11 protein-coding genes are annotated in these 12,589 nt (G+C 66.2%); 2 read left to right on the forward strand and 9 right to left on the reverse strand.

Annotated features, from left to right (window positions below):
* Positions 1 to 13: 13 nt before the first annotated feature.
* From ubiB to ABGX75_RS04470, 9 genes are all read right to left on the reverse strand, one after another.
* Positions 14 to 1,636: a ubiquinone biosynthesis regulatory protein kinase UbiB gene (gene ubiB / locus ABGX75_RS04430; protein ID WP_347410606.1), complete on the reverse strand. Its 1,623-nt coding sequence runs from the start codon at positions 1,634 to 1,636 to the stop codon at positions 14 to 16.
* Positions 1,633 to 2,283: an SCP2 sterol-binding domain-containing protein gene (locus ABGX75_RS04435; protein WP_179153326.1), complete on the reverse strand. Its 651-nt coding sequence runs from the start codon at positions 2,281 to 2,283 to the stop codon at positions 1,633 to 1,635. The genes ubiB and ABGX75_RS04435 overlap by 4 nt, the downstream gene beginning before the upstream one ends.
* 7 nt (positions 2,284 to 2,290) lie before the next feature.
* A complete protein-coding gene (gene ubiE / locus ABGX75_RS04440) occupies positions 2,291 to 3,037 on the reverse strand; it encodes a bifunctional demethylmenaquinone methyltransferase/2-methoxy-6-polyprenyl-1,4-benzoquinol methylase UbiE (protein WP_011505905.1) in 747 nt (248 codons plus the stop codon).
* 100 nt (positions 3,038 to 3,137) lie between these two features.
* Positions 3,138 to 3,521 (reverse strand): DUF971 domain-containing protein, encoded by a 384-nt coding sequence (locus ABGX75_RS04445; protein ID WP_011505906.1) that lies wholly within the window; start codon positions 3,519 to 3,521, stop codon positions 3,138 to 3,140.
* A 213-nt stretch (positions 3,522 to 3,734) separates the two neighbouring features.
* A complete protein-coding gene (hslU, locus tag ABGX75_RS04450; RefSeq protein WP_011505907.1) occupies positions 3,735 to 5,060 on the reverse strand; it encodes an ATP-dependent protease ATPase subunit HslU in 1,326 nt (441 codons plus the stop codon).
* 37 nt (positions 5,061 to 5,097) lie between these two features.
* Positions 5,098 to 5,616: an ATP-dependent protease subunit HslV gene (gene hslV / locus ABGX75_RS04455; protein ID WP_011505908.1), complete on the reverse strand. Its 519-nt coding sequence runs from the start codon at positions 5,614 to 5,616 to the stop codon at positions 5,098 to 5,100.
* A gap of 150 nt (positions 5,617 to 5,766) precedes the next feature.
* Entirely contained in the window at positions 5,767 to 6,456 is a 690-nt protein-coding gene (locus tag ABGX75_RS04460) for an SPOR domain-containing protein (RefSeq protein WP_347410607.1), read from the reverse strand.
* Positions 6,457 to 8,142: an arginine--tRNA ligase gene (gene argS / locus ABGX75_RS04465; RefSeq protein WP_011505910.1), complete on the reverse strand. Its 1,686-nt coding sequence runs from the start codon at positions 8,140 to 8,142 to the stop codon at positions 6,457 to 6,459. It lies immediately after the preceding gene.
* A 155-nt stretch (positions 8,143 to 8,297) separates the two neighbouring features.
* Entirely contained in the window at positions 8,298 to 10,520 is a 2,223-nt protein-coding gene (locus tag ABGX75_RS04470) for a primosomal protein N' (RefSeq protein WP_110061515.1), read from the reverse strand.
* A gap of 224 nt (positions 10,521 to 10,744) precedes the next feature.
* Between ABGX75_RS04470 and rpmE the strand changes: the two genes are divergently transcribed.
* Positions 10,745 to 10,960, forward strand: coding sequence for a 50S ribosomal protein L31 (gene rpmE / locus ABGX75_RS04475; RefSeq protein ID WP_011505912.1), 216 nt, complete (start codon positions 10,745 to 10,747; stop codon positions 10,958 to 10,960).
* A 275-nt stretch (positions 10,961 to 11,235) separates the two neighbouring features.
* Positions 11,236 to 12,510, forward strand: a complete 1,275-nt coding sequence (locus tag ABGX75_RS04480) for a malic enzyme-like NAD(P)-binding protein (protein WP_035414521.1) — start codon at positions 11,236 to 11,238, stop codon at positions 12,508 to 12,510.
* Positions 12,511 to 12,589 lie beyond the last annotated feature (79 nt).

Here is a 12,589-nt window from a genome sequence, read left to right on the forward strand (position 1 = left end):
ATGCGGTGGTGCGTCAACGCCAGGCGATCAGTAGCAGACCGAGCGCGGCGGCGGCGAGCACCGGCCAGGGCTGGGATTGCGACCACTCCCACAGCGGTTGCCAGGCCAGGGCCAGGGCCAGCAGCAAGGCGCCGAAGCGCAAGCGCCGCGCCCGTGCGCCGGTCCCGCGCAGCCGGCGCCGCAAGGCATTGAGGGCCTCGGTCTGCTGGCGATGCTGGCGGTGGCTGTCTTCGCTGCGCGCGAGCGCCTGATGTGCCAGCACCGGCAGCTCGGGCAATTGCCGCGAAAGTTCCGGGGCATGCTTGGTCAGCGCGTCCCAGAAGCCGCGGGGCCCTGCGCGCTCCTTCATCCAGCGTTCCAGATAGGGCTTGGCGGTGCTCCACAGGTCCAGGTCCGGATAGAGCTGGCGACCCAGCCCCTCGATGTTGAGCAGGGTTTTCTGCAGCAGCACCAGTTGCGGCTGAACCTCCATGTTGAAGCGTCGCGCGGTCTGGAAGAGTCCCAGCAGGACCTGGCCGAAGGAAATGTCCTTGAGCGGCTTTTCGAGGATCGGCTCGCAGACGGCGCGAATGGCGGCGGCGAATTCATTGGCGCGGGTATCTTCTCCGACCCAGCCCGATTCGATGTGCAGCACGGCCACTTCGTAGTAGTCCTGGCGAAAGAAGGCGAGCAGGTTGCGGGCCAGATAGTCCTGGTCCTCGCGGGTCAGGCTGCCGACGATCCCGCAGTCGATGGCGATGTACTGCGGATCGTGAGGGTTCTCGGCCGACACGAAGATGTTGCCGGGATGCATGTCGGCGTGGAAGAAATTGTCGCGAAACACCTGGGTGAAGAAGATCTCCACGCCGCGCTCGGCGAGGCGACGCAGGTCGATGCCGGCCGCTGTCAAGGCCTCGAGATCGGCGACCGGAATGCCATGGATGCGCTCCTGCACCATCACGCGCTTGCGCGTCAGCGGCCAATGGATCGACGGCGCGTAGAGCAGCGGCGAGTCGCGGAAGTTGCGCTTGAGCTGCGAGGTATTGGCAGCCTCCTTGTGCAGATCGAGCTCGTCGAAGAGGGTCGATTCGTAGTCGGCGACCACTTCGACGGGGCGCAGGCGTCGCGCCTCGGGAACGCGCTTGAGCAGGTGCGCGAAGGTATACAGCAGACCGATGTCCTTGCGCATCACGCCGTCGATGTTGGGACGGATGATCTTGACCACGACATCCTCGCCGCTGTGCAGGCGCGCGCCATGCACCTGGGCGATGGAGGCGGAGGCCAAGGGATCGCGAGTGAACTCGGCGAAGGCGACGTCGATGTCCACACCGAGCTCTTCCTCGACCAGGGCGCAGGCCTGATCGCCGGGAAAGGGCGGTACCTGATCCTGCAGACGCTTGAGCTCGTCGGCGATGTCGGGTGGCAGCAGGTCGCGACGCGTGGAGAGCATCTGGCCGAACTTGACGAAGATCGGGCCGAGCGCCTCGAGGGCCAGACGCAGACGCTTGCCCCGGGTATGCGGGCCGGTGGGAAGCAGGCGTAGCGGCGAGAGCTTCATCGAGAACCGCAGCACGCCGGGCAGACGCTCCACGGGAATCAGGGTGTCGAGGCGGAAGCGCGCGACCACCCAGGCGATACGAAACAGCCGCAAGCTCACGACGCGTGCTCCTCCTGTCGGCGGCGTTCGATCTCGCGCACGAGTCGCGCCAGGCGCGCTTCGACGCGGTCGGTGGCAAGCTCCAGCTGCGTCAGGTGCTCGCGCGCGATATCCCATTGGGTGCGGCTGGGCAGAAGGCGAGCTTCCTCGATGAGGTACTCGTGAACGTCACGGCGCAGCTCGTCGCGGGTGCGTAGACCGAAGCGATTCAGTCGTCGCAGCCCCTGTGACAAGCTGTGCGCCGGCATGTCGCCCAGCCAGCGAGCCAGCTCGCCCTCCCAGTCGATCTCCAGGTCGCTCAGCAAGTCGCTGGCGCGCTCGAGCACGTGCGTGCGACCGCGCACCGAGAGGCGTCCGGCGAACAGCAGCGATTCGACGCGCTCGCCACCGAGCAACGCGCCCAGGGTTTCGACATCCAGCTCGACGACCACGTCGCTGTCGGCCTCTTCGGGCTCGTGCTGGGCAAGCAAGGTGACGCCATGGGTGTCGAAGTGTACCAGCACGGCCAGCGACGGCCGTTCCAGGCGCAGCGACAGACGCTGGCCGGCCAGTTGCGCCAGGCGCGCGGGGGAGGCGGGGTCGTGCGCGAGAAGGCCGTTGATCAGGGTTTCCGCACTGGCCAGCAAGGCGCTGAACATCACCGGCATGACAGCCTCATAGTTTGATGCCGCGGTGGAGGGCCACGATGCCCCCGGTCATGTTGGTGTACTCGACACGTTCCAGCCCGGCGTTTTCCATCATCGCCTTGAGCGTTTCCTGGTCGGGGTGCATGCGAATCGACTCGGCCAGATAGCGGTAGCTGTCGCCGTCGCTGGCAACCCATTCGCCCATTCGCGGCAGGACCCGGAAGGAGTACTCGTCGTAAAGGCGCGACAGGGCGGCGCTCGAGGGCTTGGAAAACTCCAGCACCAGCAGTCGTCCGCCGGGTTTCAGCACGCGCGCCATGGAGCGCAGGGCGGCATCCTTGTCGGTGACGTTGCGCAGGCCGAAAGCGATGGTGATGCAGTCGAAGCTGTTGTCGGCGAAGGGCAGCGCCTCGGCGTTGGCCTGCACGTATTCGACGTTGTCGCCGACGCCGTTGTCGAGCAGCTTGTCGCGCCCCACGCGCAGCATCGAGCCATTGATGTCGGCGAGCACCACACGACCCCGGGAGCCGACCAGACGCGAGAACTTCAGCGCCAGGTCACCGGTGCCGCCGGCGATGTCGAGGACATGGTGGCCGGGGCGAACGCCGGCGCGTTCCAGCGTCAGACGCTTCCAGACGCGATGCACGCCGAACGACATGAGGTCGTTCATGACATCGTAGCGGGCGGCGACGGAGTGAAAGACCTGCGCCACTCGGTCGGCCTTCTCGTCGACCGGGACTTCCTGATACCCGAAGTGGGTCGTGCGCTTGTCCATGACCTTTCCTTGGGCAGGCGTGCAGTGCCCGCGCGGTGCGTGGAAGTGGGTCTCGCATTGTAACGTCGGCCCCGGCGTTTGTCGCCACGGCCGACGTGTCTCATAACTGTTTGATGGTAATGGAGGAGGGTTCCCGCGTGGCGCCGGCTTCTTCGAGGCGCCGCAGGTAGTCGGCCCACCAGCCCGACTGGTGCCGAGCCATTTCGTACAGGTAATCCCAGCTGTACAGGCCGCTGTCATGCCCGTCGTCGAAATGCAGCTTGAGCGCGTAACGTCCGGCCTGGGTGATGTTCTTGAGGCCGACGTCCTTCTTGCCGACCTGCAGCACGGCAGTATCCGGCCCGTGCCCCCGCACCTCGGCGGAAGGCGAGTAAACGCGCAACAGCTCGGCCGGCAGACGGTAGGAAGTCCCGTCGGCGTAGCCCAGTTCGAGTTCGCGGGCCCGCTGGTGATAGTGAATGCGTGTCGGGATGGGAGCGGACATGAGCACCTCCGGTGAGCTTGAAGCTGGAAGAGCGCCGCTGCGCGGCTGGATGCATGAAGAAAACGCTTAACTCAAGCGTGGAGAGCCACATGATGATTGTCGAGCTTCGAGCTTCGAGCTTCGAGCTTCGAGCTTCGAGCTTCGAGCTTCGAGCTTCGAGCTTCGAGCTTCGAGCTTCGAGCGGCTCGTGGCCCGAAGCCCGATACGCATGCTCTAGAGAATGTAGCGGGACAGATCTTCGTCGGTGGCCAGTTCGCCGAGCTGCTCGTCGACATAGGCGGCATCGATGGTCAGCGGGCTCGCCATGTCGCCCCCCTGGAAGGAGGGTTCCTCGAGCAGGCGCTCCATGACCGTGTGCAGGCGACGGGCGCCGATGTTCTCGGTGCCGTCGTTGACCTGCCAGGCGATCTCGGCGATGCGCGCGATGCCCTCGTCGGTGAAGTTCACTTCCAGGCCATCGGTGGCCAGCAGCGCCTGATACTGCTTGGTCAGCGCGGCGGACGGCTCGGTGAGGATGCGCTTGAAGTCATCCGGCGTCAGCGCCTGCAGTTCGACCCGGATCGGGAGACGTCCCTGCAGCTCCGGAATCAGGTCCGACGGCTTGGAGAGGTGGAACGCCCCCGAGGCGATGAACAGGATATGGTCGGTCTTGACCATGCCGTGCTTGGTGGACACCGTCGAGCCTTCGATCAGGGGCAGCAGATCGCGCTGCACGCCTTCGCGGGAGACGTCGCCGCCACTGCCGGAATCACCGCGCTTGGCGACCTTGTCGATCTCGTCGAGGAAGACGATGCCGTTCTGCTCGACCGCCTCGATGGCGCGGTGCTTGATCTGCTCTTCGTTGACCAGCTTGGCGGCTTCCTCGTCGTGCAGCAGGCGCCGGGCTTCCTCGACGGTGACGCGACGCGTCTCCGACTTCTGCTTGCCCATGTTGGAGAACATGCTCTGCAGCTGGCTGGTCATTTCCTCCATGCCCGGGGGCGCGGAAATGTCGAAACCGCCGCCTTGCGGCGTGATCTCGATGTCGATTTCCTTGTCGTCGAGCTGCCCTTCGCGGAGCTTCTTGCGGAAGGTCTGGCGCGTCGAGGACTCGTCACGGGCATGATCGTATTCGCTGCCGCGCGGACGCGGCAGGAGCGCATCCAGAATGCGCTCTTCGGTAGCGTCCTCGGCCTTGTGAGCGACTTCCTCCTTGGCCTGTTCGCGCACCATCTTCATGGCCATCTCGACCAGGTCGCGGATGATCGATTCGACGTCGCGGCCGACATAGCCGACCTCGGTGAACTTGGTCGCCTCGACCTTGATGAAGGGAGCGCCGGCCAGCTTGGCGAGGCGCCGGGCGATCTCGGTCTTGCCCACCCCGGTCGGACCGATCATCAGGATGTTCTTGGGGACGACCTCGCCGCGCAGCGAGTCGTCGAGTTGCATGCGGCGCCAGCGGTTGCGCAGGGCGATGGCAACGGAGCGCTTGGCTTCCTGCTGGCCGATGATGTACTGGTCCAGTGCGTGGACGATCTCGCGGGGAGTCATCTGTGTCATGACGTGGCCCTATGCTGCCCGGGAGCGTGAGCGTGCCTCACAGCTCCTCGAGGGTAATGTGATGATTGGTGAAGACGCAGATATCGCCGGCGATCTCGAGCGACTTCTCGGTGATGGTGCGTGCGTCGAGGTCGGTGTTCTCGAGCAGCGCGCGCGCCGAGGCCTGGGCGTAGTGGCCGCCGGAGCCGATGGCGATGATGCCACGCTCGGGCTCGACGACGTCGCCGTTGCCGGTGAGGATCAGCGAGGCGTTCTTGTCGGCCACGGCAAGCATCGCTTCCAGGCGGCGCAGGGCGCGGTCGGTGCGCCATTCCTTGGAAAGCTCGACGGCGGCCTTGACCAGGTGCCCCTGGTACTTGTCCAACTGGGCCTCGAAGCGTTCGAACAGGGTGAAGGCATCGGCCGTGCCGCCGGCGAACCCGGCCAGCACCTTGCCGTGGTGAATGCGGCGCACCTTGCTGGCGTTGCCCTTCATCACCGTGTTGCCGAGCGAGACCTGACCATCGCCGGCCAGTGCGACATTCTCGCCGCGGCGTACGGATACGATCGTGGTCATGGGATGAAAACTCCTTGTGGGGTGTCGGGCACCCGATGACGTGGTTGCCGAGGCGCCCGTGGCCCTTGGCGATGAACGCTGGCGGTGAACGCCATGATGCCCACCGTAATGTGGGCGGCGCGCGGGGAAATCAAGTCGCGCGCACGCCGCTCAGTTCTGCAGCTTGATCAGCAGCGGTTCGATGCCTTGCGTCACCATCAGGTCCTGGGCGCGCGACAGTTCGCGCGTGTCCTGATAGGGGCCGACCTGCACGCGGTGCCAGGTCTCGTCGTTGGAGGTCTGTACCTTGGTGATGTTGGCGAGCAGGCCGAAGTCCTGCAGGCGGCTGGCCAGACGCTTGGCATCGGCGACATTGCGGAACGAGGCGGCCTGCAGCATGTACTTGAGGCCGTCGGCGGAAGGATCGGCGGCCACCTCGTCGGCACGCTCGTCATCCGCCTCGTCCGTGCTCGCACTACCGCCGGCCGCCGCCGTGGAGTCATCCACCTTGGGCGCGATGACCTCCGATTCCGGCAGCAGGGTGTAGAACTCGAACGTCGGCATGCGTGATTCGGTGGCTTCCGGCGCTGACGAGCCGGAAGCACCACCGGCATCGTCGTTGCCGGTGTCGCGGCTTTTCGAGGCGCTGTTGGTGGGCTTGGGCACCACCGTGGCGACCGGTGCCGGTGCGGACTGCTGGAAGTATTGCGCAAGCGCGAAGCCGGCGATCAAGCCGACCACGCCCCACAACCAGCCCGGCAACCCCGCGCGCGCCGGCTTGGCCTGCCGCTTGCGGGTGGTGGCGCCACGCGACGCCGGGCGACGGTTGGCTTGTCCTTTTTGAGCGGGACGGCGAGCCATTTACATCTCCTCGGGTGCGCTGACGCCCATCAGGTCGAGGCCGTTGCGGATCACCTGACGCGTGGCCAGGCCCAGAGCCAGACGCGCATTGCGCAGCTCGTCATCCTCGACCATGACCTTCACCGCGTTGTAGCAAGTGTGGAAGTCGGCAGCCAGGTCCATCAGGTACTGGGCCACTTGCTGGGGCTCGCGCATCCGCGCGGCCCGTTCGACGACCTCGGGGTAGCGCGCCAGGCGATTCATCAGCTCCTTTTCCTGGGGCGCGTCGAGGCGGCCAAGGTGCTGCATGGCCAGGTCGCGGTCGAACGCCTTGCCAGCGTCCTGCGCGCGACGCATGACGCTGCACACGCGCGCATGCGCATACTGGATGTAGTAGACCGGGTTGTCGTTGGACTGCGAACGGGCCAGGTCGATGTCGAAGGTCAGCTGCGAGTCGGAGCGCCGCGCGGCGAGGAAGAAGCGCGTGGCGTCACGGCCCACTTCGTCGATGAGGTCGCGCAGCGTCACGTAGCTGCCGGCGCGCTTGGAGAGCTTGACCTCGACGCCGGAGCGCGTGACCAGCACCATCTGGTGCAGCACATAGTCCGGCCAGCCCTGCGGGATGCCGGCTTCCAGCGCCTGCAGGCCGGCGCGCACGCGGGTGACCGTGGAGTGGTGGTCGGCACCCTGCTCGTTGATCACGGTGGTGAAGCCGCGCTGCCACTTGTCGAGGTGGTAGGCCACGTCCGGCAGGAAGTAGGTGTAGCCGCCGTCCTTCTTGCGCATCACCCGGTCCTTGTCGTCACCGAAATCGGTAGTGCGCAGCCAGGTGGCGCCGTCCTCTTCATAGGTGTGACCGCCCTCGACGAGGGCCTTCACCGTGGCATCGACCTTGCCGTCGTCGTAGAGCGAGGACTCCAGGAAGTAGACGTCGAAGGCGACGCCGAAGGCCTTGAGGTCGAGGTCCTGCTCGCGGCGCAGGTAGGCGACGGCGAAGTCGCGGATGGCGTCGAGGTCGTCGGGCGCGGCGCTGGCGGTGACGTCGCGGTCGTCGGCGACCACCGTCTCGCCGGCCAGGTAGGCCTGGGCGACATCGTTGATGTAGGCACCGCGATAGCCGTCCTCGGGCCACGCGGCGTCGTCCGGCGTGAGGCCCTGAACGCGAGCCTGCACCGACAGCGCGAGATTCTGGATCTGCGCGCCGGCGTCGTTGTAGTAGAACTCGCGGGTGACTTCGAAGCCGGTGGCTTCCAGCAGGCGGCACAGGCAATCGCCGATGGCGGCGCCACGGCCGTGGCCGACGTGCAGTGGCCCGGTGGGGTTGGCGGAGACGAACTCCACCTGCACTTTCTCGCCGGCACCGCTCAGGCTGCGGCCGAAGGTGTCGCCGGCATCGAGGATCGCGGGCACGACCTGGGCGGCGGCGTCGGTGGCGGCGAAGAAGTTGATGAAGCCGGGGCCGGCGATGTCGACCTGTCGAATGGCGTCGCTCGGCGGCAGCGCCGCGACCAGGGCCTCGGCGAGGTCGCGTGGCTTGCGGCCGGCCGGCTTGGCGAGAGTCAGTGCCAGGTTGCTGGCATAGTCGCCATGGGCCTTGTCCTTGGTCGGTTCGACCTTGACGGTCAGCGGGGCGTCCGCGGGCAGAATGCCTTGCTGCTTGAGCTGCGTGCCGGCGGCCTCGAGCAGTTCGATGATGGTCTCTTTCATGAAATTCCGATGTCCTGTGTCTGGCGCGCGACAGGCCGGCGAGCGCCAGGCTGCGCTAAGAGCGTTGGGCCGGCCATTATCGGCGATTGGCCGCCGCCTTTAAACCCAGGCGCGCCATACTCGCCGGTGGAGGGAGAGGCGCCGTCCGGAGTGGCTCAACTCAAGGTTTGCGGGTCTATGTCCAGCGAGGCGCGCACACGCCGGCCATCGGGATGGTTCTCCAGCCACTGCACGAGCCAGGCGCAGGCGCGGTGAAGGCTGCTGCGTCGCGTGTCGGAGAGCATCACCTGCATGTGATAGCGATTCTGGCGGCGTTCCATGGGGGCGGGTACCGGGCCCAGGCAGGTGACGGTCGATCCCTGGGCGGCCAGCCATTCACGCAGCGCTTCGGCGGCGTTGCCGGCGACCTCGGCGACGTGCGTCTCGCGTGCCGCCTCGAAGCGTGCCAGGGCGAGGTGGCGGAAGGGGGGCAGGCCGGCCAGGCGACGCTCTTCCAGCAGTTGCCCGGCAAGCGCTTCGTAGCCACTGTCGGCGAGCAGGCGCAGGTTGGGGTCGTCGGGGTGCAGGGTCTGGATGAGCACACGTCCGGGGTGTTCGGCGCGCCCGGCGCGCCCGGCGACCTGTACCAGCAGCTGGGCACTCTGCTCGAGGGCGCGGAAATCGCTGGCGTAAAGGCCGGCATCGGCGTTGACCACCACGACCAGGGTGACGTGAGGCAGATGGTGGCCCTTGGCAAGCATTTGCGTGCCAACCAGCAGACAGGGCTCGCCGCGGCGGATTTCGCGCAGAATCTCCTCGAAGGCTTGCTTGCGACGCGTGCTGTCGCGGTCGATGCGATGCACCGGCGTGTCGGGGAACAGCGCGGCGAGCGTCTCCTCGGTACGTTCGGTGCCGCTGCCCAGCGGCCGCAGATCGCCGCTTTCGCAGGTCGGGCAGGCGTCCGGCAAGGCTCGATGGAAGTCGCAATGGTGACAGACCAGTTCCTGAGGCTGGCGGTGCAGCGTCATGCGGGCGTCGCAATGCGGGCACTCGGCCAGCCACCCGCAGGCATGGCAGGCCAGGGTGGGAGCGAATCCGCGGCGATTGATGAATACCAGCACCTGCCCGCCCGCGTTCAATGCCTGCCGAATCCCTTCGATGGCGGGCGGAATCAGGCCGCCCTGGCGCGGACGGCCGCGCAGGTCGACCATCTCCAGCCGTGCAGGGGCGTGACGGTTGGCGCGCTGCGTCAGGCGCAGATGCCGGTAGCGGCCACCGCGTGCCTGGGCGAGGGTCTCCAGCGAGGGGGTGGCGCTGCCCAGCACGATGGGAATGCCATCGCGGTGGGCGCGAGCGATGGCCAGATCGCGGGCGTGATAGCGCAGCCCTTCCTGCTGCTTGAAGGAGCCGTCGTGTTCTTCGTCGATGACGATCACGCCGGGCATGGCCAAGGGCGTGAAAACCGCCGAGCGCGTGCCGATGACGATCGGGGCCCGGCCCGTGCGCGCGGCGTCCCAGGCATCCAGGCGTTCGAGGTCGGTCAGTCCCGAGTGCAGGGCGACGACGGGTACCTGAAAGCGTTGCCGGAAGCGCGACAGGGTCTGGGGCGTCAGGCCGATCTCCGGCACCAGCACCAGCGCCTGACGGCCCCGCGCGAGAACCGCCTCGATGAGCTGCAGGTAGACTTCGGTCTTGCCGCTGCCGGTGACACCATGCAACAGACAGGGGTGGTAGCGGTCGAGCCCTTCATGGAGCTCGGCCAGCACGCCGGCTTGTTCGCGGGTCAAAGGCAGCGAGGGCTCGGCCAGCCGTGTGCTCGATGTCTCGGCGGGGGCGGCGACGGGTTCCTCCCGGCGGTCGACGAGCCGCTTGGCGAGCAGGCCTTCGAGCTGGGCGCGCGTGTACCCCTGGGCCGTGATGGCGGGCGTCATCAGCCCCCGGGGATGCTGGCGCAGCATGGCCAGCAATTCGGCCTGGCGAGGCGCGCGTCCCGGGGCGGCATCGTCGCCTTGCCGGGCGATCCAGCGTTCCTGCTGGCGTGCCTGCAGAGGCCGGCCCTGGCGCAGGGCCACGGGCAATGCCTGGGCGATGGTGTCGCCCAGCGGGTGCTGATAGTAACGCGCCGTGAACTGGCAGAGCCACCACCAGTCGGCGGGCAACGGTGCCTCGTCGAGGCAGGCGTGCACCTGCTTGAGCTGCTGCGCCGGGAGGTCGCTGTGCTCGGTGCACTCGACCACCACGCCGACGAGCTGTCGCCGTCCGAAGGGCACCTTGACGCGCAAGCCCGGGCGCCAGCCGCAGGCGGGCGCCTCGCGACAGGGGCGGTAGTCGAAGAGCCGGCGCAGCGGCGTGGGCAAGGCGACCCTGAGAAAGCGTGGCGCAGGAACGGTGCTCGTCAAGAATCCTCCGGACAGGGCAATAGGCGGCGTGCCTCATCGATGGGGCGCCATGGGGCATCTTTCCATCGGTATCGCGGCGCTGCTATAATGTGCGGCCCTCGGCAGCGGGCCACGGCATATCGCACCGGGGTCGCATGCCGAATCAATCGGTTGCATCATATCCAACCCGTGTGCGGTGCCTGGCATCGACCAGGTGGCGGCGCACCATAGCGTGAGGCATCAAAATGAAACAAGCTATTCATCCCGAATACAAGAAGGTCACGGCGACCTGCTCTTGCGGCGCGACCTTCGAGTTTGGCTCCACGGCGCGTGAAGACTTCTACGTGGATGTCTGCTCGCAGTGCCACCCGTTCTATACCGGCAAGCAGAAGCAGGCGACCACCGGTGGTCGTGTCGAGCGCTTCAACAAGCGTTTCGGTGCGGCGATCAAGCGCAACTAAGCGCTGCGTCACGCCATGCGGGCATCGCCGGATGCCTGCCGAAAGACCCGCCTCTCACGGCGGGTTTTTTTATTTTTGAAAGCCCGTGTCCAGGCTTCGATAAGCTTTGTTTTATGCCTGGAATGCCATGCATAAGATTCAACAAATGGCTGGTAAATGCTTCAAACGATCGCTTAAAAGTCTTTAATGTCGCGAACTTGGCATAAGTTGTTCGGTGGAACGTTTTTCTATATTCTGGCGGTCACGCCTCCATGCAGATGACTGGACAAAAGCTCATGAGTGACGAAAAAAGACAAGCGGCGCTGGATTATCATGCCAAGCCGATTCCCGGCAAGTTATCCGTCGAGTTGACCAAGCCGACCGAGACATCGAAGCACCTGGCGCTGGCGTATAGCCCCGGCGTGGCCGAACCCTGCCGCGAGATCGCCAAGGACGTCGAGAACGCGTACCTGTATACCGGCAAGGGCAATCTGGTCGCCGTGGTGTCCGATGGCAGCGCGATCCTGGGGCTGGGCAATCTGGGGCCGCTGGCCAGCAAGCCGGTCATGGAAGGCAAGGGCGTCCTGTTCAAGCGCTTTGCCGGCATCAATTCCGTGGACATCGAAGTCGATGCCGAAAGCCCGCAGGCCTTCATCGACACCGTGGCGCGCATCGCCGATACCTGGGGCGGCATCAACCTCGAGGACATCAAGGCGCCGGAGTGCTTCGAGATCGAGCAGGCGTTGATCGAGCAGTGCAACATTCCGGTGTTTCACGACGATCAGCACGGCACGGCCATCGTCACGGCCGCGGGGCTGCTCAATGCGCTGGATATCGCCGGCAAGCGCCTGGAAGACGCCAGGATCGTGTGCCTGGGGGCAGGGGCGGCGGCCATCGCCTGCATGAAGCTGCTGGTCTCGTGCGGTGCGCGTGCCGAGAATATCTTCATGCTCGACCGCAAGGGCGTCGTGCACAGCGAGCGCGATGACCTCAATCAGTACAAGGCGATGTTCGCCACCGAGACGTCGCGCCGCACGCTGGATGACGCCATCGAAGGGGCCGATGTCTTCGTGGGGCTCTCCGGGCCCAACCTGCTCAAGCCCGAGCAGCTCCAGCGCATGGCCGCGAACCCGGTGGTCTTCGCCTGCTCCAATCCGGACCCGGAAATCCACCCGGACGTCGCCAACGAAACGCGTGATGACGTGATCATGGCCACCGGTCGTTCCGACTATCCCAATCAGGTCAACAACGTGCTGGGCTTCCCGTTCATCTTCCGCGGGGCCCTGGATGTGCGCGCCACGCGCATCAACGAGGAGATGAAAGTGGCGGCCGTGCATGCCTTGAAGGATCTGGCTCGCGAGCCGGTGACCCGCGAGGTGCTGGATGGCTATGGCATCGAGTCGCTCGAGTTCGGGCGGGGCTATATCATTCCCACACCGCTGGACTCGCGGTTGCTCGATCGTGTCTCCTCGGCGGTGGCGCAAGCGGCGGTGGACACCGGCGTGGCCCGCAAGCCCTATCCGGCGCACTACCCGCTGACCAGCATCAAGGACGTCTACGGCACGCCGTAAACCGCCTTGCCAGGCGCCCGCGCTCGCAAGATGCAAGGCGCCAGGAACGCACGGGCCGCTCCAAGGAGCGGCCCGTGCG

Origin of the sequence: Chromohalobacter sp. (assembly GCF_039830575.1) — a bacterium.
Classification (GTDB): Bacteria; Pseudomonadota; Gammaproteobacteria; order Pseudomonadales; family Halomonadaceae; genus Chromohalobacter; species Chromohalobacter israelensis.

Bases quoted from the DNA above. Each gene is read 5' to 3' on its own strand.
- hslV (WP_011505908.1), bottom strand. From the start codon at position 5,616: ATGACCACGATCGTATCCGTACGCCGCGGCGAGAATGTCGCACTGGCC.
- argS (WP_011505910.1), bottom strand. From the start codon at position 8,142: ATGAAAGAGACCATCATCGAACTGCTCGAGGCCGCCGGCACGCAGCTC.
- ubiE (WP_011505905.1), bottom strand. From the start codon at position 3,037: ATGGACAAGCGCACGACCCACTTCGGGTATCAGGAAGTCCCGGTCGAC.
- ABGX75_RS04435 (WP_179153326.1), bottom strand. From the start codon at position 2,283: ATGCCGGTGATGTTCAGCGCCTTGCTGGCCAGTGCGGAAACCCTGATC.
- rpmE (WP_011505912.1), top strand. From the start codon at position 10,745: ATGAAACAAGCTATTCATCCCGAATACAAGAAGGTCACGGCGACCTGC.
- ABGX75_RS04445 (WP_011505906.1), bottom strand. From the start codon at position 3,521: ATGTCCGCTCCCATCCCGACACGCATTCACTATCACCAGCGGGCCCGC.
- hslU (WP_011505907.1), bottom strand. From the start codon at position 5,060: ATGACACAGATGACTCCCCGCGAGATCGTCCACGCACTGGACCAGTAC.
- ABGX75_RS04460 (WP_347410607.1), bottom strand. From the start codon at position 6,456: ATGGCTCGCCGTCCCGCTCAAAAAGGACAAGCCAACCGTCGCCCGGCG.
- ABGX75_RS04480 (WP_035414521.1), top strand. From the start codon at position 11,236: ATGAGTGACGAAAAAAGACAAGCGGCGCTGGATTATCATGCCAAGCCG.